Origin of the sequence: Micromonospora sp. NPDC000121 (assembly GCF_042899165.1) — a bacterium.
GTDB lineage: Bacteria > Actinomycetota > Actinomycetes > Mycobacteriales > Micromonosporaceae > Micromonospora.
The window spans coordinates 108345-132979 of sequence record NZ_JBIAZP010000012.1 but is presented as its reverse complement, the minus strand read 5'-3'; the positions used below and the strand labels follow the sequence as shown (position 1 = coordinate 132979).

General features: G+C 71.0%; 19 protein-coding genes. 18 read left to right on the top strand and 1 reads right to left on the bottom strand.

The genetic code is table 11. The features are described from left to right. Positions 1-99 precede the first annotated feature (99 nt). The 18 genes from ACFY23_RS27530 to ACFY23_RS27445 all read left to right on the top strand — a co-directional run bounded on the left by ACFY23_RS27530 (position 100) and on the right by ACFY23_RS27445 (position 22154). Complete coding sequence (locus tag ACFY23_RS27530; protein WP_350680187.1) at positions 100-333, top strand: phosphopantetheine-binding protein; 234 nt, start codon at positions 100-102, stop codon at positions 331-333. 5 nt (positions 334-338) lie between these two features. Further along, entirely contained in the window at positions 339-1451 is a 1113-nt protein-coding gene (locus ACFY23_RS27525) for an aminoacyl--tRNA ligase-related protein (protein ID WP_350680189.1), read from the top strand. Continuing rightward, positions 1448-2245 (top strand): hypothetical protein, encoded by a 798-nt coding sequence (locus ACFY23_RS27520; protein WP_350680191.1) that lies wholly within the window; start codon positions 1448-1450, stop codon positions 2243-2245. Before ACFY23_RS27525 ends, ACFY23_RS27520 begins: the two co-directional genes overlap by 4 nt. Then, on the top strand, positions 2242-2979 hold the full coding sequence (locus ACFY23_RS27515) for a hypothetical protein (RefSeq protein ID WP_350680193.1): 738 nt from the start codon (positions 2242-2244) through the stop codon (positions 2977-2979). Before ACFY23_RS27520 ends, ACFY23_RS27515 begins: the two co-directional genes overlap by 4 nt. After that, the gene (locus ACFY23_RS27510; RefSeq protein WP_350680195.1) at positions 2976-4148 is read left to right on the top strand and encodes a beta-ketoacyl-[acyl-carrier-protein] synthase family protein; all 1173 of its coding nucleotides are present in this window, start codon (positions 2976-2978) and stop codon (positions 4146-4148) included. The genes ACFY23_RS27515 and ACFY23_RS27510 overlap by 4 nt, the downstream gene beginning before the upstream one ends. A gap of 1 nt (position 4149) precedes the next feature. After that, positions 4150-5904, top strand: coding sequence for a carbamoyltransferase C-terminal domain-containing protein (locus ACFY23_RS27505; RefSeq protein ID WP_350680197.1), 1755 nt, complete (start codon positions 4150-4152; stop codon positions 5902-5904). After that, entirely contained in the window at positions 5889-6140 is a 252-nt protein-coding gene (locus ACFY23_RS27500) for a hypothetical protein (RefSeq protein ID WP_350680199.1), read from the top strand. The genes ACFY23_RS27505 and ACFY23_RS27500 overlap by 16 nt, the downstream gene beginning before the upstream one ends. Further along, complete coding sequence (locus tag ACFY23_RS27495; protein WP_350680201.1) at positions 6137-7015, top strand: hypothetical protein; 879 nt, start codon at positions 6137-6139, stop codon at positions 7013-7015. The genes ACFY23_RS27500 and ACFY23_RS27495 overlap by 4 nt, the downstream gene beginning before the upstream one ends. Beyond that, the gene (locus ACFY23_RS27490; RefSeq protein ID WP_350680203.1) at positions 7012-8538 is read left to right on the top strand and encodes an MATE family efflux transporter; all 1527 of its coding nucleotides are present in this window, start codon (positions 7012-7014) and stop codon (positions 8536-8538) included. Before ACFY23_RS27495 ends, ACFY23_RS27490 begins: the two co-directional genes overlap by 4 nt. Then, a complete protein-coding gene (locus tag ACFY23_RS27485; protein ID WP_350680205.1) occupies positions 8538-9548 on the top strand; it encodes a hypothetical protein in 1011 nt (336 codons plus the stop codon). Before ACFY23_RS27490 ends, ACFY23_RS27485 begins: the two co-directional genes overlap by 1 nt. After that, on the top strand, positions 9545-10762 hold the full coding sequence (locus tag ACFY23_RS27480; protein WP_350680207.1) for an ATP-grasp domain-containing protein: 1218 nt from the start codon (positions 9545-9547) through the stop codon (positions 10760-10762). The genes ACFY23_RS27485 and ACFY23_RS27480 overlap by 4 nt, the downstream gene beginning before the upstream one ends. Further along, the gene (locus ACFY23_RS27475) at positions 10759-12024 is read left to right on the top strand and encodes a glutamate-1-semialdehyde 2,1-aminomutase (RefSeq protein ID WP_350680209.1); all 1266 of its coding nucleotides are present in this window, start codon (positions 10759-10761) and stop codon (positions 12022-12024) included. The genes ACFY23_RS27480 and ACFY23_RS27475 overlap by 4 nt, the downstream gene beginning before the upstream one ends. Beyond that, positions 12021-12548 carry a hypothetical protein gene (locus ACFY23_RS27470; protein WP_350680211.1) on the top strand — a complete coding sequence of 176 codons (528 nt, stop codon included), beginning with the start codon at positions 12021-12023 and terminating at the stop codon, positions 12546-12548. Before ACFY23_RS27475 ends, ACFY23_RS27470 begins: the two co-directional genes overlap by 4 nt. A gap of 17 nt (positions 12549-12565) precedes the next feature. Continuing rightward, entirely contained in the window at positions 12566-16510 is a 3945-nt protein-coding gene (locus ACFY23_RS27465) for an amino acid adenylation domain-containing protein (protein ID WP_350680212.1), read from the top strand. 30 nt (positions 16511-16540) lie between these two features. Next, entirely contained in the window at positions 16541-17242 is a 702-nt protein-coding gene (locus ACFY23_RS27460; protein WP_350680214.1) for an SDR family oxidoreductase, read from the top strand. Positions 17243-17319: 77 nt separating this feature from the next. Further along, positions 17320-17745, top strand: a complete 426-nt coding sequence (locus tag ACFY23_RS27455) for a hypothetical protein (protein WP_350680216.1) — start codon at positions 17320-17322, stop codon at positions 17743-17745. A gap of 434 nt (positions 17746-18179) precedes the next feature. After that, positions 18180-19904 (top strand): class I adenylate-forming enzyme family protein, encoded by a 1725-nt coding sequence (locus ACFY23_RS27450; protein ID WP_350680218.1) that lies wholly within the window; start codon positions 18180-18182, stop codon positions 19902-19904. 96 nt (positions 19905-20000) lie between these two features. After that, positions 20001-22154, top strand: coding sequence for an MMPL family transporter (locus ACFY23_RS27445; protein WP_350680220.1), 2154 nt, complete (start codon positions 20001-20003; stop codon positions 22152-22154). 95 nt (positions 22155-22249) lie between these two features. Here ACFY23_RS27445 and ACFY23_RS27440 read toward each other — a convergent pair whose 3' ends face one another. After that, positions 22250-24622, bottom strand: coding sequence for a hypothetical protein (locus ACFY23_RS27440; protein ID WP_350819332.1), 2373 nt, complete (start codon positions 24620-24622; stop codon positions 22250-22252). Between the last annotated feature and the right edge of the window lie 13 nt (positions 24623-24635).

Genomic DNA, 24635 nt, shown 5'->3' with positions numbered 1-24635 from the left:
CCTCTCCGATTTCGGATTCGATCGGGAATCCAACCGTTCGGCGCGGGCGATCCCGCGCAAAATGCCGCTGCGTGCACTCGAAGAATAGGTGCAGACACCATGGACAAGTGGTTTCAGGAACTGATCAAGTCCGTCGCCGAGCTCGACGAATCCTTCGAATTGCGGCCTGATCACACCCTGCGCGAGGACCTCGACATCGATTCCCTCAAGATGATCGACGTCGTCCTCGGCGTGGAGGAGGAGGTCGGATCGGAACTTCCCGAGGAGGCGCTCGCCAAGCTCACGACGGTCGGCGAACTGTACGTCGAGACGCAGAAGGCGTCAGCGGGGTGAACGTCGTGGCGCTCCCGTTCCCGCGCCCGATCGACGACGCCGCCCTCGACGAGCTCCGCAAGGCACTGCGCTTCTTCTACCCGGCCGCCATCGTGGAAAGGGCCGACACGGACACGGGATCGGGTCCGGCTGGCCTGACGGTCACCGCCCCGGACGCCTCCCCCGACGCCCTGCGCGACGTGGTGGAGCACTTCCTGCGCGGTCACCGGCCGGTCGACACGCGGGTGGTCAGCGAGCGTGCCGGCAGCGTCTCCGCCCGCCCGCAGCCGGACGACCGCGTCCCGGTGGCCGACGGCGTCTACCTGCACGGCCCGCGGTGGGGTGCCGCCGTCGCCGCCGTTCGCGCCGCGGTGCGGCGCAGCTTCCGCCGGGAGTACGCCGCCCCGCTCATCGTCGGGTCGGCCCTCATCCCGCGATCGGTTCTGGTCCGGGCCGGTTACTACCGGAAGTTCCCGCACCAGGTGAACGCCGTCGCACGGATCAGGAACGACTACTGGGACAGCGTGACGGTCGCGGCACTGCGGCCGGACCAGACCGCCGCGCTGGCCTCCTTCTACGAGCCGTCCGACCTGGTCCTCAACCCGGTCACCTGCTACCACGTGTACTCCCGGGCGCGGGAGCTGGTACGGGAACACGGCTCCCGCCTGTTCGCCGTCGAGGGTCCGGTCTTCCGCCACGAGTCGGCCAATCACGACCCGACCCGGCTCGCCGAGTTCACGATGCACGAGCTGGTGTGGATCGGGCCGACGGACGAGGCGGATCGCCAGTTCCAACGGTTCGTGGCGTCGTTCGAGGCGTTGTTCGACAGCTTGCGGCTGCCCTTCCGGGTGGTCACCGCCGCCGATCCGTTCTTCGGTGCCGAACCGGCGTTCGCCCGGGACGCGCAGCTGCTCGCCGGCAGCAAGTACGAGATTCGCGTGCCGCTGCCCGGCAACGACGGCAAGGAAATCTCGGTGGCCAGCGTGAACGCCCACGGATCCGTCTTCGTGACGGCCTTCGAGCTGTCCCAACTGGACGCGGTGGAGGCGACCTGCTGCGCCGGTATCGGGATCGAGCGGGTCGTGTACGCGCTACTGGCGTACGGACTCCCGCTCCCGGTCGAGGAGCAGGAGACATGAGCGCCGTCACCCTGTCCTTCGGGCTCGTCGGTGCCGATCTGCACCGGCCGTCCCCGGACGCGGACGCCGTTCCGTCCGATTTCGCCAGCGTGGTCTCGCCCAAGGGCGACCGGTTCCGCGACGGCTTCACCCGCGCCTGCCTCTACCTCGCCGGCCGGAACATGCCCGACCCCCCAGCGGCCGACACGACGGTCGTGGTCGGCACGGAGTACGGCAACCTCGATGCGATGCTCCGGCTGCAACGGCTGGCGGTCGCCGGAGAACGGCGCATCTCAGCGCAGCAGTTCCCGCACGCCACCACCAGCTCGGCCGCCGTGTTCCTCAACCTGGAGCAGGGTGTGCGGGGCGGGAACATGACCCTCAACGCGGGGCCCCGCACGCCGGTGGTCGCGCTGCTGCAGGGTCTGCTGCACGTCAACGCGTACCCGCAGGCCGCGAGTCACGTCCTGATCGGGGACGTCTACTGCCCGGAGGCGCGGGACGACGTCCGCAAGAAGGCCGGCCCAGAGATGGCGGTGACCTCCGCGCTGTGCTGGGTGGGCCTCCGTAGCGGTGACTCCCACCGCGCCGTGGTGAGCTTCCGCCCGGGTCCGGACGACGTCGACAGCGGGAGGGTCTTCGCCGACGACGCTCATGGGCCCCAGCCGGTCGACTGGAACCGCGCCCTGGTGACGCACCGCTTCCTGGCCGCGGTGGGCGAGCTACCTGTCGGCGCCGCCGCCACCTTGCGGGTCGGGGCCGGAGACCGGGTCGCCCGGCTGACCATCCAGCGGACGTCGGGTGGCGTCCGGTGACCGCCGTCCAGTGTCTCGACCCCGGGTTGGAGCTCTTCGCGCACCACTTCCCGGGGTACGGCGTCGTGCCGGGTGCTCTCCTGCTGGCGGGCCGGCCGATGGCCGACCCGCCTCCCGCGGTGGTCTCCGTGCGGGACGTCCGCTTCACCGACTTCGTGCGGCCCGGTGAGCCGTTCGAGTACCGCTCGGGTCCGGGCGACGTGACGCAGGTCGTCGCCGGCGCTGGCCGACTCTGCTGCCGTTTCCTCGTCGACGCGGCACCCGGGCCGGACGTCCTGGGGACGCCCGGCACCCTGGCACGTCTCGGGGCGGGAGTGCCCACCATGCCCGTCCGGCCTCGGCAGTTCTGGTTTCTCCCGGAACGGCTCGACCTCGATCCGGTCGCCCGCGTGGCCCGCTGCCGCGTGGACGTTGCGGCCGTCGGTCGGGCGTTGCCCTACCTGCGATCGCTGGCCGCCTGGCCGGTGCTGGTGCTGGTCGAGGCCCTGGGCAATCTCGCGCTGGCCCTCCAGGCGGCGATCTCCGCTCCGACCCCGATGCCGTCGTACGTCTTCGCCGGCTTCGGCGGGGTCACCTACCGCGGGGACGTGCTTTCGCAGGCACCCGCCGTGACCGTGGAGACGAGGCTCCAACGCGGCGGCGCGTTGCTCGTATGGGAGGGCAGGGCGTACGACGCGGACCGGGTCCTCCTCGCTGTGCGCCGCGCCGTTTCGAAGGTCAGGGAGGCGCCATGACATCCGCGTTCGTCACCGGCCTCGGGGTGGTGAGCCCCGTCGGCGTCGGCATCGCGGACTTCTGGTCCGCCCTCCGATCGACCCGCAGCAACTTCCGCCCCATCGACCCCGTGTATCCGGCGATGAAGCCGGATCACCTCGCCGGTCTTCTCGACCCAGCTGACCGGGCGCTGGTGACCGAGCGGGTACGCGGCGCCGTGGGACGCGACCTACCGGACTCCTCGCTGTTCGCGGTGGACGCGGTGGGCCAGGCGATCCGGGACGCCGGGCTGCGTCCGGGTGACGCCGCGCTGCGCGACGCGCTGGTCTGTGTGGGAAACAACGAGGCCGAGGCGGACCTGCTGGACGACCTGGTGGAGGGTCGCGACGCGCGCTGGCGGGAATCCGTCTACTCCAGCCACGTCGTGGCGGACAACGTGGCCGCCGCCATCGGGTCCCGGGGCCCGGCGTTCACCATCCACAACACCTGCGCCTCCGGCAACACGGCCCTGGAGTTCGCGCTGCGGATGATCCGGGCGGGCGCGGTCGACACCGCGGTGGTTGGCGGGGCCGACGTCTTCGCCAAGAAGGTGTGGACCGGCTTCTACACCCTGAACGCCCTGGGCCCGGAGCGGTGCCGGCCGTTCTCCCGGCACCGGCGCTACATCACCATTGCCGAGGGTGCCGCCTTCCTGGTCCTCCGTGCGGGCCGGGCGACGGAGGGGCGCCCGTACGCGGAACTGGTCGCGGCCGTGAGCAACAATGACGCCACGCATCCGACGAACCCCGATCCGGAGGGCGTACTGGCCTGCCATCGGCGCGCCCTGGCCCAGGCGGACCTGACTGCCGACCGGATCGACGGGATCTTCGCCCACGGCACGGGAACCCGCGCCAACGACGAGGTGGAGGCCGGCATCTTCGGCCGGCACTACGGTCGGGCCGCCGTGTCCGCGATCAAGGGAACCACCGGCCATCTGATGGCGACGGCGGGCGCGTTGGGCGCGGTCGCCTCCTGCCTCGCCCTGCGGCACCAGGAGCTACCGCCGACGAACATCGGACCCGACGAGTTCGAGTACGACTTCGACCTCGTCACCGACGGTGTTCGCCGGCAACCCCTGCGGCACGTGCAGAACAACGCCTTCGGCTTCGGGGGCAACAACGCTATCTCGGTGTTTAAGGCGGTGGACTGACATGATCGTGCTCGGTCTCAGCGGGTTGCCGAACGCCCAGGACCATCTCCGGCGGACGACCCCCGGGCTGACCACCGTGGACGAGCGGATCTGCCAGGGATTGGACAGCGCGGCCGCCCTGGTCGTCGACGGGCGTGTCGTCGCGGCCGCCGCCCAGGAGCGGTTCTGTGGTGACAAGGGCACCGGGCGGCTTCCCGTCGACGCGATCGACTACTGCCTGAGGACCGCCGGCGTGAAGCCGGAGCAGGTTCAGGTCGTTGCCCACGGTTTCAACTACGACCGGTTCCGGCGGGCCTTCGCGGGCAACCTCGGCTTCCTGGACGAGGTGCTCAGCGGACGTACCGTCGTGGATGGACTGGAGGCCGCGGGCTGGCGGAACGTCGCCGACCGGTTCCATCCCGTGGACCACCACCTCGCGCACGCGGCATCCGCCTACCTCCCCAGCGGTTTCGACTCCGCCCTGTGCGTGGTGTCCGACGGCATGGGGGAGACCACCTCGCTCTCCGTCTACCGTGCGCGGGACGGCCAGTTCGACCAGCTGCTGACCCAGCCGATCTCGGCGTCGCTCGGGCTGCTCTACTCGATCTGCACCCGGTTCCTCGGCTTTCAGTTCAACTCCGACGAGTACAAGGTCATGGGACTCGCCGCGTACGGATCCCCCGAGCGGTACCGGTCGCTCTTCACCAAGCTGGTCCACCTGGACCCGGAGCGGGGGGCGGTCCGCGTCGACTGGCCGCGCGGCTGCCTGGTCGACCCCGAGCGCGGCTACCCGGCGGCCCGGGCCTGGCTCGAGAGCGTCGCGTTCACCCCGCGGCCGCCCGACGGGCAGGTCCACCGGGAGGAGGCGGACTTCGCGGCGGCCCTCCAGGCCCGGCTCACCGAGGTGCTGCTCGGCCTCGTCGCCCACTGGCAGCAACGGACGGGCGAACGCGATCTCTGTCTGGCCGGTGGCACCTTCCTCAACTGCCGCGCCAACCAGGAGCTGTGCGATCTGCCCTCGGTGGACCGGGCGTTCGTGCAGCCGGCCGCCGGCGACGACGGTACCGCGCTCGGCGCCGCCCTGTACGCCGCCAACGCCAAGGGCGACCGGTACGCGGACCCGCTTCCCTTCGACCCGTACACCGGTCCCGCGTACACCTCGGACGAGGTCGGCGCCGCCCTGGAGCGCCTGCGCGGCCACGGCGTGGCCTGGCGGTACGTGGGCATGACGGACGAGTACTTCCGGGCTGCCGCGGAAGACATCGCGGCGGACCGGATCATCGCCTGGTTCCACGGGCGGATGGAGTTCGGGCCACGGGCCCTGGGCAACCGCTCCATCCTCGGGCTGCCGAGCGGCGACCAGATCAAGGAACGGATCAACAGCCTGGTGAAGTTCCGTGAACCGTTCCGTCCGTTCGCGCCAGCGGTGCTCGACGAGGACGTCGAGTCACTGTTCCAGACCCGTGCCCTGAGTCCCACCAGCTACATGCTGTGCACCGCTCCGGTCCGCCCCGAACGGCAGGACTCGATCCGGGGCGTCGTGCACGCCGACGGTACGGCGCGACTGCAACGGGTCGACCGATCCCTCAACGAGACGTTCTGGCGGCTGCTCCGGCAGATGAAGGAGGCGACCGGCGTCGGCTGCGTCGTGAACACCTCGTTCAACGTCAAGGGACAGCCGCTGATCATGGATCCGGACACGGCCCTGGACACATTCGTCCGCACCTCGCTCAACCGGCTCTACATCGAGGGATATCAGGTATGGAAGACGTCGTAGCCGCCGTCGACGACCTGCTGGCGCAGCTCGCGGCCGCCCGTTCGCTGCCGCCCGAGGCACCACCGGCCGAGATCATCTCCGACTCGATGGGGCAGCTGCGCCTCCTGGTCGGTCTGGAGGAGCGTCTCGACGTCGTGTTCGACACGCTCGAACCGATCGTCTTCGACCTCGGCAGCCGGGAGGCGCTCGTCAAGAGCGTGCAGGATCTGCTGCACCGGCAGGAGGCGAACCCGTGATCGGCGAGCTGCGGGAGGCCGGCCTGATCTCGGTCACCGAGTACACCGGTGGCCTGGTCGGTTACCTCTTCTCCGGTTCCTTGTACGAGGCGTACGAGGAGCTTGACCGGGCGCTCGTCACGGTCCTGACCGCGGGGCTGCCCACCACGGCGCACTCCGCCGCCACCCTGCTGGACCGGTCGGTGCTCGACCGCATCGGGTTCTTCGACAAGCTGCCCTCCATCCCGTTCCGGGCCGTGCCGTTCCCGCACCAGAGCGACGTGCCGCAGGACGCCCGGGACCGACTGCTCCTCTCGCCGTCGACCTGCTACAGCACGTTCCAGCACATCGCGGGTACGCCCGAGGCCTGGCAGTTGCGGGCGTTCGCCGCCCGCGGACGGTGCCACCGGTTCGAGCCGACCCGGCCCGGCGCGACCCGCCTCGGCGCCTTCGACATGCGGGAGATCGTCCTCGTCGGGGATGCCGACGAGGTGGTCGACCGCTGTGACGATCTGTTCAATCGGGGCGTCGAGCTGCTGCGAGCCCTGGGCGTCGAGCCGACCGTCGAGACGGCCAACGACGTCTTCTACGGCGAGCGGTCGGAGGTGACCCGCCGGGTCCAGCGCATCATGGGCGTGAAGCGTGAGGTGCTCATTCCCGGATCCGACGACATCCCGGTCGCCGTCGGATCGCGGAACCTGCACCGCAGCCTGTTCACCGGGGCGTTCCGGATCGGCCCGCAGGACGGCACGCTGGCTCTCCACTCGAGCTGCGTGGCCTTCGGCCTCGAGCGGCTCGTCCTCACCCTGCTTCACCAGACGCCCGGGCACGACCCGGAGCTGCTCAGGAAGCGGATCGACCGGGCGGTCGGACCTGTCTCGGCGGGCGCGCTATGACCACCGCGACCCCCACCCGATGGTCCACCGCGCGGGACGTCGTCATGGTCTCCGTGCCGCTGCTGCTCAGCATGGTCGGCAACCTCGTGATGATGCTCGTCGACCGGATCACCCTCGCCCGGTATTCGCCGGAGACCCTGGACGCGTCCGGCCCCGCGGTGTTCACCGCGATGACGATCGTCACCTTCTGCACCATGACGGTGGCGATCTCGCGGTCCTACGTGGCCCAGGCCAACGGGCGGGGTGACAGCGCGGGAACGCTCACCGAGACGGCCCGAGGGACGGTCGTGGGCCTGGCGGTGGCTCTGCTGCTGCTCGTGACCGCGCCCCTGGTCGCGCTGATCCCGCAGTTGAGCAGTCGACCCGACGAGGTGACCGACCTGGAGTCGGTCTACCTGGTGTGGGCAATGCGGTTCGGCGCGATCATGGTGATCAACACCTGCCTGTCCTCGTACTTCAACGGCCTCGGCAGAACCAGGGTCCCGATGGCGGTCGGACTCACCGGCCAGGCCGTGGACATCTTCTTCACCGTCGGTCTCGTCTTCGGCTCGTTCGGCCTTCCCGAACTCGGCATGAGCGGTTCCGCGATCGGGACGCTCATCGGCACCGGCGTGATGATGGTGCTGTACCTGGTGATGCTGCCCCGAGCCTTCTACCCCGCCCTGGCGCACGCCCTACGGCCGGACCGGGCCGAACTGCGGCGTCTCGGCGCCCGGCTGCGCCGAGGTGCACCGTCCGGCGGTTCGGCCGGGGTGGACGAACTGGCGCAGACCGCGTTCGTCTGGGTCGCCGCGCTCCTCGGGCCGGCCGCTCTGGCGGCGAACAACATCGCCGTGTCGATCAACTACGTCGGCATCATCCCGCTCATCGGGCTCGGCATAGGATGCAGCATCCTGTGCGCGAACGCGCTGGGCGAAGGCGCTCACGAACGGGTGCCGCACATCGTGCGGATCACCGTGGGCATCTCGGCCGTCTACGTCGTGATCATCTCGCTACTCCAGATTCTCGCTCCGTCGCTCCTGCTGGGCCCCTTCGGCCTGGTCGGCAGCGACCGGGAGACGGTGGACACGGCGGTGGCCACGACGAGGGTGCTCTGGACGTACTCGGTGACGTTCATGTTCTCCATGATCGGTTCGGCGGTCCTGGAGGCCTTCGGACTGACCCGGTACGTGTTCACCGCCCGCGTCGTCGTGATGTGGCTGTTCAGCGTCCCCGCCATCCTCGTCGTGTCGTTGCTCAACCCCGGTGAGGGCGATTTCCTCGTGGTCATCTGGGTGATCGGGTCGGTCTTCGAGGGCATCCTGGGTGTGCTCTTCTTCCGCCGTCTGCGCCGGGCCACGGTCGAACGGGAGAACCTGCTGGCGGAGCCGCCCGAGCCCGCCGCTCCCGATCCCGCGGGCGGGGCGCCGGTCGCGGCCCAGGTGCCCGTGGCGGTCACCGACGAGACGCCGGTGGGTGTCAAGGGCGGCACGGTCCACGGCGTATCCGGTCCCGACGGGACGACCGGAACGGAGAGATCCTGATGTCTTCGGCGGCGGAGGTGCTGCGCCGCTTCGACGCTCCGGCCATCAACTGCTTCACCGGCAGCTTCGTGCAGTTGGCGGACCGGCACGGCTGGTCCGTGGACGAGTCGGCGATCCTGGAGCGCGGCGACGGCTTCCTGCTGCGGTGCGGTCTCGACGAGTGGGGCTTCCCGGAGTACGGGTTCCCCGTCGAGGAGATCGGCCTGCGTGGGCTGGACCGGCTCGGCGCCGCGGTGGAGAGCGAGCCGCTCGACGCCGCGGATCCCGTCCGCCACCTGTCGGCGGTGGTACGCGCACGCCGTGGCGCGGTCGTCTGGACCAACTCCCACCACCTGTCGTACGCCGAGATCTACGTCCGCAACCCCGGCTATCTGCACGCCCTGCTGGTGACCGACGTCTCCGACGACCTGGCCCGCGTGCGGGTGTTCGACTCGCTCATCGTCGACCGGGAACGGCACGGGTGCGAGGCGTGGCTGCCGGCGGACTCCTTCCGGGCCGCGATCACGGATCGGGTCGCCACCGAGACGTACGACCACATGGGATTCCTGCACAGCCTCACCGGTAACGCGGCCGGAGCCCTGCGCCGCGAGGTGGCGGCTGATCTGCGGCGCCAGGCCGAGCTCTTCCTGTCCCGGCCCGAGTACCGCGGGGCCGTCACGCAATACCAGAAGCTCTGCGCCGACGCGTTCGCCGTGGGCGGCGACCACTCCGCGAGGGCCGCGCGTCGGCTGTTCGATCACATCAAGGTGCTCTACGTCGTGCCCAGCCTGGTCCTGCTCCGCAGGTCGATCGAACGGATCGACGGGTCCGACGACATCGGCCGGCGCTGCGGCACGCTGACGGACCACTGGCGCACGCTCGCGGTGCTGGCTCTCAAGTTCGAAGCGACCGGTTCGGCCGCCGTGCGCGGCCGCATCGACCAACGGTTTGGCGACATCGACGCCGGCACGACGGAGCTGTGGCGGGCGATCCTGGCCGCCACGACGGGCCGGAGTGGGGATACGGCGTGAACGTGCTGGTGCTGGGCAGGGCGGAGGACACGACGGACTACATCCGGTACGCCCACTCGCGGGGTCTCGCGCTCACCTTCGTCGAGCCGCCCCCACTGCCGGCCGGCGATCCGGACGCGCACCGGCGTGGGCTGGTCGAGGCCGTCGCGAAGGAGGTCGACCTGGCCGGGTTCGACGACGTCGTCTCGTTCCATGACGGGCTCCAGATCCACGTCGAGCTGCTGCGCGCCGAGTTGGGCCACCGGACCCGCCCGCTCGGGGCCGTCGCGACCCTGACCGACAAGACGCGGTTCAAGGCGCATCCGGCACTCCGGGGGCACATCGCGCGGTACCTGGAGCTGCCGGTGACCGGCACGGCGGCGGACGCGCTGAACCGGACTCGGGAGGTGATCGACTTCCCGCTGGTGCTCAAGCCGTCGAACGGCTTCTACAGCGCCGGGGTGGTCCGGGTGGAGGACGAAGCCGGCTTCGCCCGGGCCCTGTCGGCCACCCGGCGGGTGGTCAACCTGCTGGACGCCGGTCGCGGCAGCGGCCGGGTGCTGGCCGAGGAGTACCTCGCCGGTGACGAGTACGCCGTCGACGGGATCGTCAGCGGCGGACTGGTGCAGCCGCTGATCCTGCACCGCAAGCGACCTCCACTCGTCGGGCCGTACTTCCACGAGACCGCCTACCTGACCGAGCCGTTCGATCCGGACCGGGGCGCGGGCTTCGCCACGGTGCTCGACGCCGTGCTTCCCGCCGTCGGCCTGGACGACTCGCCGTTCCACGCCGAGTTCCGCTACGGGGGCGACGGGCGCCTTCGGTTGCTCGAGATAGCGCCACGCCTGTCCGGCGGTGGCGCCACCGCAGCACACCTACTGGACATCTGCACCGGGCTGGACGCGTACGGGCTGCTGCATCGGCTGAACGGCGGCGCCGGGCCGGTCCGCGCGGAACCGACCCGGCATCGCACCGGCCTGGAGTTCGACGCGTCCGCGACGCAGAGCGGATTTCTGCACGGCATGGATTCCGCGGTCGCCGTCTGTCATGCGCACGGAGCCACCGCCGTCCTGCGGCACCGGGCAGACGGCGAGTTCGTCCTGGCGCCACCGCTGAACCTCGAAACCGTCCTGACCGCCTTCTTCGAGCAGTCCTCGCTCGACGAGGCCGAGAGTCTGTTGAGCACCCTGATCCACGAGTGCGTGATCCGCACGACGAATGGAGTGAGCGCATGAGATCTGAGATCGAACGGGCGCAGGCGGTGCTGCCCGCCGGAGTGAGCTCACCGCTACGCGCCTGCCGCAACGTCGGTGCGGAGCCCCTGGTGGTCGCCGACGCCAGCGGTGAGGAGCTGCGGGACGTCGACGGCACGACCTACATCGACTTCATGTACGGGTTCGGTCCGCTGATCCTCGGCCACGCGCCCGCTCCGGTGACCGAGGCCATCCGTGAGCAGGCCGGGCGCGGCACGCTGTACGGGACGGTGACCCCGCTCGAGGTCGAGCTGGCCGAGCGGATCGTCGCCACGGCCGACCACCTCGAGCAGCTCCGCTTCGTGTGCAGCGGCACCGAGGCCGTCATGTCGACGGTCCGGCTTGCTCGCGCGTACACCGGCCGGACTCGGGTGCTGCGCTTCGCCGGTGGCTACCACGGCCACTTCGACCTGGTGCAGAACAAGGACGAGAGCCGCATGCGCGAGGCCGGCCTCGACCCGATGGCGATGGCGTCGAACCTGCTGGCGGAGTACAACGACGCGGACGGCGTGGAACGCGCCTTCGCGGCGCACCCGGGCGAGATCGCCGCGGTCGTCGTCGAGCCCGTGGCCTGCAACATGTCCCTGGTGCTGCCGCACGGCGACTTCCTGGCCCGGCTGCGGGAGATCTGCAGCCGGGAGGGGGCGGTGCTCATCTTCGACGAGGTGATCACCGGCTTCCGGCTGACGTTCGGTCCGGCCAGTACGGTGCTCGGGGTCGAACCGGACCTGACCGCCTTCGGCAAGATCATCGGTGGCGGTACACCGGTCGGCGCGTACGGGGGCAGGCGGGAGATCATGCGCCTGCTCGACGAGGAGCGGGTCCTGCAGGGCGGCACGTTCGCCGCGAACCCGCTCACCATGGCAGCCGGTCTGGCGACGCTACGGGAACTGGCCCGACCGGGCTGCTACGAGGAGCTGGAACGCAAGGGCCAGCTCCTCGAGGAGCACCTGTCCGAGCAGCGGCGGGCGTACGGGACGGACTTCATCCTCAGCCGGATCGGCAGCATCTTCGCGTTCATCTTCCGCCCGGACGGCACGCCGGTGCGCAACCTCCAGGATGTCCAGAAGCAGGACGAGGAGCGCTACAACGCCCTGTACCGGGCCGCACGTGGCGCCGGGTACCACCTCGCCCCCGACGCCCAGGAGGTGTTGTTCCTCTCGACCGCCACGCCCGACGGGACGATCGAACGCTTCGCCCGGGACGCCTGTCGGCTGCTCGCCGAGATGGACGGCGGGTCGTGATCACACCGGAGTCCCTGCGCGAGATCCTCGACACCGTCGAGGAGAAGATCGAGTTGTGCGGGCAGTTGGTGGCCGCGGGCGACTGCGACTGGGACTGCTGCCGCTACAGCGACTCGTACATCCTGCTGCTGCCCGGCGAGTGGGAGAGCGCGCAGGCCCTCGGCTACACGGTCGACCACTACACCGTGCTCGACGACAACTATCTGGGTGGTGTGAAGGTGGTCCCCCGCAGCATGGGCTGCTGCGTCGACCCCGCCCTGGGCGACCGGGCGTACAAGTCCCTGGACTGCCGGGTGTTCCCCTTCTGGTTCCAGATCGACGACGACGAACTGGTGCTCACCCAGGGCCTGTCCTGCCCCATCGTGCGGCTCGGCCTACCCATCGACAAGCAACGGGACCAGTGCGCGCGGGTGGCGCGGATGGTGGCTCAGGACCCCGAGCTGGTCACGTTCCTCCGGGCTGCCCGGATGGTGAACTACGAGGTCGTGACCGGCGTCGAGCCGGTCGCGGTGCTCGGCGGCTGAACCTGAGGAGTCGCCGGATGACGGATCCAGCCACGCCGGTAACCGTGCCGCTGCTTCCGGTGCAGGAAGGGCTGTGGTTCGTGGAACTGGTCCACGGACGGCCCGGGAGCCACAACGTCGGGCTTGCCCTCGCCCTGCACGGCGAGTTGGACGAGGACGCGCTCGAGCACGTCCTCACCGAGCTGAGCGAGCGGCATGCCGCGATGCGGGTCCAGCTCGCCGAGGAGGGCGGCAAGCCGTACCAGATCGTGCTGCCCACGGTCCCGGTGCCGGTGCGCCGGGTCGCCGTGGACCCGACGAAGGACCTGGCGGCTGCGTTCGACGCCGAGCAGGCGGTCCCGTTCGACGTCACCGGGGAACGGCTGCTGCGGGCCACGCTCTTCGCGGTCGGTCCGCGCCGCCACGCCCTGCTCGTCGTGATGCACCACAGCGTCACCGACGGAGCGTCGATGGACGTCCTCGCCGAGGACTTCTGCACCCTCTACGACGCGGTCGTCACGGGCGCCGCCCTCCCCGAACCCGCCCCCGGCAGCGACTACCTGAGTTACGTCCGGCGCGACGGGGACCGGCACCAGAGCCGGCGTGCCGAGCGGGCTCGGGCCTACTGGATGGCCGAACTCCACGACGCGCCCCGGCTGCTTCCGCTCCCCGGGGCCGAGCGGAGTGGCGTCCACGGGAACCGCCTCGTGACCCTGTCGCGTGAGCTGCCCGCGCCGCTGGTGGCGGCGGTGAACGGGTGCGCCGCCGAGGTCTCCGCCACCCCGTTCATGGTGATCTCCGCCGCGGCGGTGACCGTCCTGTCGCGCTACGGCGGCGGCGCGGACATGGTGCTCGGCGTTCCGCTGCTGAACCGGAACGCACCCGGCCGAGAACGGTTGGTCGCGCTGACCGCGGACACGCTGCCGATCCGGCTGCGTTTCGACCGGACCACCACGTCGTTCACCGACCTGGTCAACCTGGTGCGTGGCAGGGTGCTGAACGCCATGCGGCACCAGGATCTGCCCTTTCACCAGGTGGTGCGGCTGCTCGGCGGTCCGCCGCAGGGCGACGCGCACCCCGTCTTCCAGGTCGCGCTCAACCACGGTCGTCGGCGTACGGCGCCGGTCGGCGCAGGTGGACTACGGGTCGAACGACTCGCGGTGGCCAACACGACGCCCGCCCTCGACCTGATCGTCAACATCACCGAGCACGACACCGGGATCACCGTCTACGTCGAGTACGACCCGGACGTGCTGGCCCTCGACGACGTACGCCGGATGGCCGACAGCCTGGTGCTGGTGCTGGGTGAAGGGGTCCGCCGGCCGGACCTGCCCGTGGTGGACCTGCCCCTCATCACCCCCGAGGAGCGCCGCCGGCTGGTGGCGCTCGCGGCTGGTCCCGCCCTCACGGTGCCGGCGGCGTCGTTGCCTGACCTGTTCGCGGCGCAGGTCGCCCGGCAACCGGCCGCTCCCGCCGTGCGGCTCGGCGAGCGGGTGGTGTCGTACGGCGAACTGAACGCGGCGGCCGAGGGCGTGGCGAACTCCCTCCGCACCGCCGGTCTACGGTCTGGCGAGCCGGTCGCGCTCCTGCTGGACCGCTCCGTCGAGGCCGTCGTCGCGATCCTGGGGACGCTCAAGGCCGGCGGGGCCTACCTGCCGCTGGACACCCGGCACCCGGCACCTCGTCTGCGCCACATCCTGACCGACAGCGGGGCCCGGCTCCTGCTGACCGACCGGCAGGTCGACGCCCTGGGCCTGCCCGGCGAGGTGCGGGTGCTGTCCCCGACGGCCGCCGCACCGGCCGGGGGGCCCCTGCCCTCGGTCGATCCGGCCGGGCCCGCCTACATCATGTACACCTCCGGGTCGACCGGCATGCCGAAGGGCGTCGTGATCAGCCACCGGTCGGTCGCCGCCTTCGCCGCGGACCCCGCCTTCGCCGGCCCGGCCCACCGTCGGGTCCTGCTGCACGCCTCGCTCGCCTTCGACGCGTCGACCTACGAGCTGTGGATCCCCCTGCTCTCCGGGGGCGAGGTCGTCGTCGCGCCCGCCGGAGGAGCCGATCTGGACCTCCTGCTCGAGACCATCCAGGTGCACGGCGTCACCGCCGCGCTGTTCACGACCGCCCTGTTCAACCTGCTCTCCGAGCATGTTGCACGTATCCCGTCGACACTTCGGGAGATCTGGACCGGCGGGGAGGCGGCCGCGCCGGAGAGCGTTCGTCGGGTCGTCACCGGTTGTCCGTGGCTGACAGTGGTGAACGCGTACGGGCCGACGGAGGTGACCACGGCAGCGACCGTCCACCACGTCCGCGGTCCGAGCGGGTGCGACGGTGGTCCCGTGCCGATCGGCGTGCCGCTGTCCGGCACGCAGGTCCACGTCCTCGACGAGCGCCGGGAACCCGTGCCGGTGGGCGTGGTGGGCGAGGTCCACGTGGCGGGTGAGGGCCTCGCCCTTGGATACCTCAACCGCCCGGACCTCACCGCGGAGCGCTTCGTCGACGACCCCTTCGGGCCCGCCGGGAGCCGGATGTACCGGACCGGCGACCTGGCCCGCAGGGACGGCGACGGGGTCCTGACGTTCGCCGGACGAGTCGACGACCAGGTGAAGATACGCGGTTTCCGGATCGAGCCGCGTGAGGTCGAGAGCCTGCTGACCGCCCATCCGGCCGTGGCGCGAGCGGCCGTCCAGGCCCGGCCGGTACGCCCCGACCGGCCGGACGAGCGGCAGCTCGTCGCATACGTGGTACCCGCTCCGGAAGCTCCTGTGCGCACCGACGCCGACCTGACCCAGGTGCTTCGGAACGATCTGGGTCGACAGGTGCCCGACTATCTCGTGCCGGGCGCGGTCGTGCAGATACCGGAGCTGCCGTTGACGGCCAACGGCAAGCTCGACGTCCGGGCCCTGCCGGACCCGGACGTCGCGGTGCCGGTGGGGCCGCGGCAGGGCCGCGATCCGCAGGAGGAACTCCTTCGTGCGGTCTTCGGCGAGGTACTCGGCTGCCAGGTGGGCGTGGACGACGACTTCTTCGCCCTCGGCGGCCACTCCCTGCTCGCCGTCCGGCTCGTCGAACGGATCCGGGTCGACGTGAGGGGCGCCGCCCTGACCGTGCGCGACCTGTTCGAATCCCGTACGCCCGCCAACCTTTCCGCGCGGCTGCGGGGCGGGACCGGATCGGTCGACGCGATGAGCCCTCTGTTCGTCCTGCGACCGGCCGGAGACGACGTGCCGCTGTTCTGCGTGCATCCCGCCGCTGGCCTCGGTTGGCCCTTCGCCCGCCTCCTGCCGGTCGTGCCGCCGGGCCGCCCGGTGTACGCCCTGCAGGCGGTCGGCCTGACGAGTCCCGGGCACCTGCCCGCGACGCTGGCCAACATGGCCGCCGACTACGTCGAACGGATCCGCGCCGTGCGTCCCGAGGGGCCTTACCACCTGCTGGGGTGGTCCTTCGGTGGCCTCCTTGCCCACGCGGTGGCCGTCCAACTGCAGGAGGCGGGGCAGGCGGTCGGCATGCTGGCGGTCCTCGATTCCTACCCGCAGGTCCAGGGCGACGAGGATATCGACGACCTGGCCACCGTGCACCGGCGTCTCCTGGCCGAACTGGGCGCACCGCAGGAGGTCACGGCGGGTTTCGGCGGCGACCGGACAGAACTGCGGCGCCTCCTGTTGTCGGGCGCCGCCACGCTGACCCGGACGCTTCCGCCGGAACGCGTCGACGCGCTCATCGACGTCTTCGTGCACAACAGTGGACTCGCCCTGCAGCCTCCCGTCGGAACGTTCCGGGGGGACCTGCACATCGTCGCCGCCGAGGAGTCCCTGGCCGCAGGCTGTTCTCCGAAGCTGTGGCAGCCGTACGTCGATGGCGCGGTCCTGGTGCGGCAGTCTGCTGGACGGCACGAGGACCTGCTGTCGCCGGAGTCCGTGGCCTCGGTCGGTGCGCTGTTCTGGCCGGCCACCAGAGATGGCGCCGAGGTCGGTGACCGGCGCTGACGTGCCCGCAGGGCGGAAGGAGGACGAGGCGTGTCACGCTCAGTGCTGGTGACGGGTGGCAACAGGGGCATCGGGCTTGCCGCCGCGCGGCGGCTGGCGGCCCGGGGCGACCGGGTCGCCGTCACCTACCGGGCCGGTGAGCCGCCGGAGGGTCTGTTCGGGGTCCGGTGCGACGTCACGGACGCCGAGCAGGTGGGTGCAGCGGTGTCCGAGGTGGAGCGGGAGCAGGGCCCGGTCGAGATCATGGTGCACAGTGCCGGCATGACCCGGGATCGTCTCCTGTTCTCCATGCCGGAGGAGGACTTCCGCGCTCCCCTCGAGACCAACCTCATCGGCGCGTACCGGCTCACCCGTCTGGTGCTGCGGGGCATGCTCCGGCGTCGGTGGGGCCGGCTCGTCTTCGTGTCGTCCGTGGTGGCGCTTCGGGGGGAGGCGGGTCAGGCGAACTACGCGGCGAGCAAGGCCGCCCTCATCGGCTTCGCCCGCTCGGTGGCGCGCGAGGTGGGAACCAAGGGAATCACGGCGAACGTCGTGACTCCGGGTCCCGTCGACACGGACATGCTTGCCGTCCTGTCCGAGGAACGTCGGACGGAACTGGCGCGTACACCGGTGGGCCGTCTCGGCCGCCCGGAGGAGGTCGCCGCGGCGATCGCATTCCTGACCGGGGAGGACGCCGGGTTCGTGACCGGCGTGGTGCTGCCGGTGGACGGCGGGGCGGGGATGGGGGCCTGACGGTGGATGGCGAGCACAGACCGATCTGGCGACCGGACCGGGCGCCGGCACGATGCGGAACGACGAGAGAGCCTTCGTTGGGTGTCAGGAGCGACTTCAGGACGTTGGAGTCCCGCACGCGGGCCGTCTCGATCCGATGTCCCCCAGATGTCGTCTGGGACACCGCGTCCGACGTCTCGATGTGGCCGAGGCTGTTGGGGTGTGTGCATCGGGCGGTACCGACCGCCAGCGGTGAGTACCGGCTGACCACGCAGCAGGGAGTCGTCCTCGTCCGGACCAGGTTCGACCGGGACCAGTTGCTGCTCGATCATCTCGTCGTACTGCCGGTGCGGTCGGTGCATCTGAATGTCTGCAGGCTCTTTCCCAACCACCACGGCACCGAACTCGTCGTGTCGTCCGTGCGACGGGAACGGGAGACGCAAGCGGACTTCGACTGGAGATTCGATCTCGTCACCGAGGCGGTCGACGCTTTGCGGCTGGTCGCTGAGCGCCATGTCAGGTGAGTCCCAAACGGGTCAGGGCAGCCCGCTCCTGCGGGCCGTGTGCGCGCGCACGATCGCAGCCCACGTCGGCCGATCGCCGGATCGGGTTCGCGGCTGCCCCGCTGGCGGCCGCAGGCCGCTCAAGCCGCAGTGATGCCGGGACCGCCGCCCGGCGGATTCCTCCTCGCTGCGTAGGCCCGGGTGCGGCAGAGTTCGGCGCAGCAGCCCGGGACGGCGTCTCCCGTCACGTCGCCGGCAGGACATTGTGGCCGGTCGCCCGTCCATCCACACTGGTCGGACGGTCCGGAGGTCGGATGCGTTCGGGGTCGGATTTCCGTCCACCCAGATCTGGTTTAGGTCAGACAATGTCGATATCGTTACCGGCCAATTGGACGGCCGATGCGCATTCGTCGTCAGCCGACCTCCCCAAGCCCCGAGAACAGGAGGACGCGCTCGTGGCCTCACCCGCCGATTCGACGGTCACCGGCGACGACGTCGAGCCGCAGCGGCCCATTCCGCGGTTTCTCACCGAGTTCACGCCTACCCGGTGGCGCCGTCGGCTGAGCCCCTTCTCGCGCGTACCGAAGCACTCCAAGATGGGCGAGACCTGGCACGTGGCGGCGAAGACCGCCCCGGACGAGCTGGTCATCGTCGATCGCCCACCGGACATCGACCCCGACGGAGCCGAAGCCCGCACCTACACGCAGTGGGCGGAGCTCGTCGATCGCGCCGCGGCCTGGCTGCACAAGGCGGGCGTGCGCCCGTGGGACCGGGTGGCGATCCTCAAGCAGAACCACCTGGACATCGTCATTCTCGGCTGCGCCATCGCCCGGATCGGTGCCATTCCCTGCATGTTCTCCGGCTCCTACGGGCCGGAGGCGATGATCCCGATGCTGGAGCGGCTGGAACGGCCGTTCCTGTTGACCGACCAGAAGCACCTCGACAAGTGCGGCATCACCCCAGAGGTGGTGGCGGAGCTCACCGTACGGACGATCAGCATCGATGCGGTCGCGGACCGGCCGGACGTGCTGCACCTGGACGACTTCAAGGACGCGCCGCCGGTCCAGCCGAACATGCGCGAGTTCAAGGAGCCGGTGGTCATCACCCACACCTCCGGCACCACCGGCGTACCCAAGCTGGTCATGCACTCCGCCGAGTCCATCTACGCGATGGCGATCGTGGAGACCGAGCGGTGGCCCAGGTTCGGGCTCCGGCGCAGCGACACGGTGGCCTTCTGCGACCCCTACACGCACGAGCGGCTCACCACCATGCAGTTGGCGATGGCCGCGGTCGGCCCGCGGGTGCTCTACCTGTCCGACCCGCTCTCGCCCCGCGTGCGGGAGCTGCTGGCCGAGCACAAGCCGACGCTGGTGGAGGCGCTGCCGAACATCTACCTCGCCTGGGAGCCGCTGACCCGCGACCCCGCCGGCCTGTTCAGCAACGTGCGGGAGTACGTCAACTCGTTCGACGCCATCCACACCCGCACGATCCGCACCTTCATGGCCGCCACCAAGCGCCGGTTCCCGATCTGGGTCCAGTCGTGGAGCCAGAGCGAGAACGGCGCGCTGTGCATCCGGCCGTTCTTCCGCTTCGTCGTACGCCGCAAGGGGCACCGCCCGCCGCCGACGCAGCTGATCGGCTGGCCCATCCCGTTCCACGCGAAGATGCGGGCGGTGGACCCGGAGACCGGCAAGGAGGTCCCGCGCGGCCAGGTCGGCCTGATCGAGATCGACCAGCCGGGACGGTGCCTCGCCTACGTCGGCGAGCAGGACCGGCACGACCTGAAGTGCAACGGCAGGTGGTGGAACACCGGTGACCTCGCGGTCATCAACAAGTGGGGCGCCGTGCGGATCGTGGACCGGGAGATCGACCGGATCCCCGGCGGCAGCGCGATCGAGTTCGAGGACCTGATCCTCGACCGGATCGACTACACCACCGAGGTCGTCGTCCTTCCGGTCGCCGGTGACCTGCCGGTACCCGTGGTCAGTACCGCGGACGACGTCCCGCTGGACAAGGCCGACTGGGAGCGGGCGGTCGCCGACCTGAGCCCGATGGCCCCGCCGATCCAGATAAAGTGGGACGAGTTCCCGCGAACCGGCACGTGGAAGATTCGCCGGGTCGCGCTCCGGGAGAAGCTGCTCTCCGATGCCCAGGCGATCGGCATCGGGCGCTGGACCTGACCGTCGTCAATCTGATCACCCCGACGCGGCGCCGGCCCTGACTGTGCCGGCGCCGCGTCGTCCCGGACCACCGCGGTCGAGCGAAGGGTAACTGCGATGTTGGATCTCCTCGGCCGGCTCGCGCACCGGGCACGCTGGTGGGTGATCGCCGCCGCCGCGGTGTTCCTGGTCGCCGCCGGCGGCTGGGGAGCCGGCGCCTTCGACGACCTGGCCGTCGGCGGGTTCACCTACGCGGCCAGCGAGAGTTCCCGTGCCGACGAGATCGAACGGGAGGCGCTCGGACGCAACGACGCGGACGTCGTCGTGCTGTTCGGCAGCGACCGCTGGACGGTGGAGGACCCCGCGTACGCCGACGCCGCCCGGCGCGTGCTGGACGGGCTGCCGGCGGACCGGGTCGAGGGCGTGACCGACTACTGGCGGGCCAAAGCTCCCGCCCTGGTCAGCACCGACCGGCACGAGACGTTCGCGGCGGTGCAGGTCGCCGGCGCCACCGAGAACGACCGCCTCACCAACTACCTGGCCATCAGGGACAGCCTGACCAGCCCGGATCTCGACGTCACCGTCGGGGGGCCGCTGGCGCTGATCGACGACGTCAACAACCAGAGCAAGGCGGACCTGACGCGCGCCGAGGCGCTGGCGTTGCCGATCCTGTTCGTGCTGCTGGTCCTCATCTTCCGTAACCTGCTGGCCGCGCTGCTGCCGGTGGCGGTCGGGGTGCTCGCGATCGTGGGCTCGTTGGCCGGCCTGCGGCTGCTGGCGCAGTTCACCGACATCTCGATCTTCGCGGTCAACGTGGTCACGCTGCTCGGTCTCGGGCTGGCCGTGGACTACAGCCTGTTCATGGTCAGCCGGTTCCGGGAGGAACTCGGCGCGGGTCACCCCGTCCCGACGGCGTTGCGGCGGACGATGGTCACCGCCGGCCGGACCATCGTCGTCTCCGCGGTGACCGTCGCGCTCGCGCTGGCCAGCCTGGCCGTCTTCCCGCAGGTGTTCCTCCGGTCCATCGCCGTCGGCGGGGTCGCCGCGGTGCTGCTGGCGGGGTTCTTCGCGATGACCGTGATGGCGGCGATGCTGGCCCTGTTCGGGCCGCGGCTGCGGGAGCGCCGCCGCAGGCCGGTCGACACCGACCCGGACTCGGGCGCGTGGGCGCGGATCGCGCGGACGGTGATGCGTCGGCCCGTACTGGTCGGCGGCGCGGTCATCGCCGTGCTCGTGGTGCTCGGCCTGCCGTTCCTGCGCATCTCCTACGGCTGGCTGGACACCCGGGTGCTGCCCACCTCGGCGGAGAGCCGGCAGGTCCAAGACGCCATCGAGCGGTCGTTCCCGGACAGCGTCACCCGGCCGATCGAAGCCATCGTCACCCTGGACGGCCCGGCGACCAGTTCTCCCGGCCGGGAGGAGATCGCCGCGTACACCGAACGGGTGGCCGCGCTGCCGGGCGTACGGCAGGCGGACGTCAGCGGTCTGGCCGGCGACACCGCGCGGGTCACCGTCCGGTTCGACGCGGAACCGATCTCCGAGCAGGGGCGGGAACTGGTCGACGCGGTGCGCGGCGTCGAACCGCCGCCCTCCGGCACGGTGCTGGTCGGCGGCGACGCCGCCGGGTTCGCCGACCTGATGGACATGCTCGGGCAGCGGCTGCCGTGGATGGCGCTGCTCGTCGTGGCCACCACGTTCGTACTGTTGTTCCTGTCCTTCGGCTCGCTGGTGCTGCCGGTCAAGGCGATCCTGATGAACGTGCTGAGCCTGACCGCGGCGTTCGGCGCGGTGGTGTGGGTCTTCCAGGACGGCCACCTCGCCGGGCCGCTGCGGTTCACCTCCACCGGCAACATCGACGTGGTGCAACCCATCCTGATCTTCGCCGTCGCGTTCGGACTGTCGATGGACTACGAGGTGTTCCTGCTCTCGCGCATCCGCGAGCACTACGACCTCAGCGGTGACAACACCGAGGCGGTCGCGGTCGGGTTGCAGCGGTCCGGCCGGATCATCACCAGCGCGGCCCTGCTGCTGGTGGTGGTGATCGTGGCGTTCGCGACTGCGAGCGTGCTGGTCGTGAAGATCATCGGAATCGGGCTCGCCCTCGCCGTCGTCGTCGACGCCACCATCGTCCGGGCGCTGTTGATGCCGGCCACGATGCGGCTGCTCGGCCGGCTCAACTGGTGGGTGCCCGGGCCACTGCGACCGCTCTACAGCCGGTGGGGGATCCGCGGGGAGAGCGGCCACCTGGCCGCGGAGCGCACGGCCGCGTAGCGCCGCGCCGCCACGGCGCCCGCGCCGGGCAGGTGCGCGCCCGTCGCGAGGTGCGCCCGTGGCCTGGGGACCGCCCCAGGCCACGGGCGGGACGGTCAGTAGATCAATGCCCGGCCGAGGCCCATGTCGGTGAGGCGGGTGGAGTGCACGATGCTCGTGACCTCCACAGCCTTCTGGATGCGTTCCTCCGGCGTGGTGTCGACCAGCCGCCGCCCGTCCCACACCTCGTAGTCACCGATGGTGGACAGGTGCGGGGCGATGCCTTCCTGGAACCAGTTCTCCCAGCGGGTGAGCTGGTCGGACACCGGCAACCGCTCCCACAGCCGCATGCCGTCGCGGATGAGCTCGACGAGGCGTTCCCTCTCGTCGGGGTGCCGCTGCAGGTGCTCCCGGATGATCGACGTGCCGACGGCCAGGTGGCGCACCTCGTCGATGGCGGCGCCCTTCTCCATGTCCGCCATCCGCGGGTCCAGCGGTCGCCACTTGCGCTCGCTGAGCTCGAACGACGGGGCGAGGAAGCCCTCGACCAGGATCGTCAGCAGCACCACGCCGCCCACGAAGTCCTGCTGCTCGCGCACGATCGGCATCCCGTACTCCTCCAACGGATCGAGGATGGTCGCCTTGTCGTGCGCGGTCTGCTCGGCGATGACGGCGGCGACGTCCCGCTCGTCGACGCCGAGGTTCCGCAGGTGGTTCCGGAAGATCATCGCGTGCCGGGTCTCGTCCATCAGCTGGGTGGCGTAGAACTCGGCGGTCGTGGAGTCCGGCGCGCACGCCACGATGTGACCGATCGCGCGGGCCGCCCGCTCCTCGGCCAGCGCGCGGAACGCGACCTCCTGGATCAGCGCGTCGCGGAGCGGGCCCGGCTCGTGCAGGAAGTCCGGGGTCACCAGCTCCGGCGGGTAGCCGACGATGTTTCCGCGCAGCGTGCGCTGCGGGACGTTGGCGAACCAGTACCGCAGGTCGCAGTCGCGTGCGGTCAGCCGGAGGCCCTCCGCGCCGTCGAACAGGGAGGAGGCCTGGTCCCAGTCGGCGGCGTCGTCCGCCGTCATCCCCGACCGCTCGTCGGTGCGGGGGGCGGCGGGCTGGGGCGTGTAGGTGACCACCGGCTGCGGGCGTGGGCCGGGCACGGTGACCGGTGGCGCGTCGGCGGACCGAGGAGGGGCCGGCTCGATCGTGGGGCCGGGCCCGGGTGCGCCGGCCGGCGGGACCACGGCCGGCTGCACCGGCGCCGCAGGTGCCTGCGGCCCCGGTGCTTGCCCCGTCGCCGGCGGCGCGGCTGGTGGCTGGGGCGCGGCTGGTGGCTGCGCGGCCGGTGCCGGGGCGCTGTCGTTCATGATGAACGGGCGGGTGCCGTCGAGGTAGTCGACCAGCGGCGCCGCGACGCTGGCCCGCGACGGCGGGTGGAACGCGACGCACTGGCAGGCCGCGACCAGGTAGGCCACCTCGGGGGAGCGGATGAACGACATGCCCCCGAGCATCTCGACCGCCTGGCGGGCGGCGTCGGTGATGGCGTCCTGCGTGCCGTAGCGGGCCATCAGGACACGGGCCAGCGCGTCGTTGTCCGTCTCGCCGGCCTGCATGGCGCGGGCCGCGCCCTCCAGCAGTTGCGTCGCCGTCTCCAGCCGGGTGCCCAGCGCGGCGCGGTCGGTGACCGCGCCGCGCCCGGCGGCCAACGCGCGTTCGACGAGCGCGCTGGCCATGCCCAGGTACGACGCGGTGATGAGCAGCTCGAACCAGATGAACCCGACCGTCTGCAGGTCGTCGAGCATCCCGTCCGGGCCGCTCTCGGTCGGGATGACCAGTTCCTCCTCGATGAACACGTCGGTCAGCCGGACCTCGTCGCTCTCCGCGCCGGCGAGCACGCTGCTGCCCCAGAACGGGTGCCGGGTGATGCCGCGCAGCGTGGCCGGCATGAGCAGGAAGGCCGTCTGCTGGCCGCCGCCCGGTGCGGGCACCGCCACGCTGGCGGTCAGCAGGTCCATCGAGTGGCTCAGGCTGCACGGTTTCTTCGACCCGTTGATCCGGTAGCCGCCGTCCACCGGCGTCGCCGTCATCGTGGGGGAGAGGATCCCCTGGGCCGGGCGGCCCTCGGCGAAGCCCGAGGAGACCAGCAGGTTGCGGCTGGTGATCGCCTCCAGCAGGGCCCACTCCATGCCCGAGTTCTTGATGCTCTCGGCGAAGGTGAACAGCGTCGCCACGGAGAAGTGGTGCATGGTGGTCGCGACCGCCAGCGACGGCGCGTGGGCGCCGATCGCGCGGGTGACCCGTACCGCGTCCAACGGGGACGCGCCGAGCCCGCCGTAGTCCTTCGGGATCACCAGGCTCGGGCCGCCACTGGCCCGGAACACCGGCAGCGTGCCGCCGCCGGAGGCTTCCCGCTGCTCGAACGGGACCTTCGACAACCCGTCGAGCAGCCCCGGCAGGTACGACTCGCAGAGGGCACGGGCCTGATCAAGGGATCGCACAGATTTCCTCCGG

Excerpts from the sequence above, each read along its gene's own strand:
- ACFY23_RS27530 (WP_350680187.1), top strand. The coding sequence starts at position 100 with ATGGACAAGTGGTTTCAGGAACTGATCAAGTCCGTCGCCGAGCTCGAC.
- ACFY23_RS27520 (WP_350680191.1), top strand. The coding sequence starts at position 1,448 with ATGAGCGCCGTCACCCTGTCCTTCGGGCTCGTCGGTGCCGATCTGCAC.
- ACFY23_RS27510 (WP_350680195.1), top strand. The coding sequence starts at position 2,976 with ATGACATCCGCGTTCGTCACCGGCCTCGGGGTGGTGAGCCCCGTCGGC.
- ACFY23_RS27505 (WP_350680197.1), top strand. The coding sequence starts at position 4,150 with ATGATCGTGCTCGGTCTCAGCGGGTTGCCGAACGCCCAGGACCATCTC.
- ACFY23_RS27500 (WP_350680199.1), top strand. The coding sequence starts at position 5,889 with ATGGAAGACGTCGTAGCCGCCGTCGACGACCTGCTGGCGCAGCTCGCG.
- ACFY23_RS27490 (WP_350680203.1), top strand. The coding sequence starts at position 7,012 with ATGACCACCGCGACCCCCACCCGATGGTCCACCGCGCGGGACGTCGTC.
- ACFY23_RS27485 (WP_350680205.1), top strand. The coding sequence starts at position 8,538 with ATGTCTTCGGCGGCGGAGGTGCTGCGCCGCTTCGACGCTCCGGCCATC.
- ACFY23_RS27475 (WP_350680209.1), top strand. The coding sequence starts at position 10,759 with ATGAGATCTGAGATCGAACGGGCGCAGGCGGTGCTGCCCGCCGGAGTG.
- ACFY23_RS27465 (WP_350680212.1), top strand. The coding sequence starts at position 12,566 with ATGACGGATCCAGCCACGCCGGTAACCGTGCCGCTGCTTCCGGTGCAG.
- ACFY23_RS27445 (WP_350680220.1), top strand. The coding sequence starts at position 20,001 with ATGTTGGATCTCCTCGGCCGGCTCGCGCACCGGGCACGCTGGTGGGTG.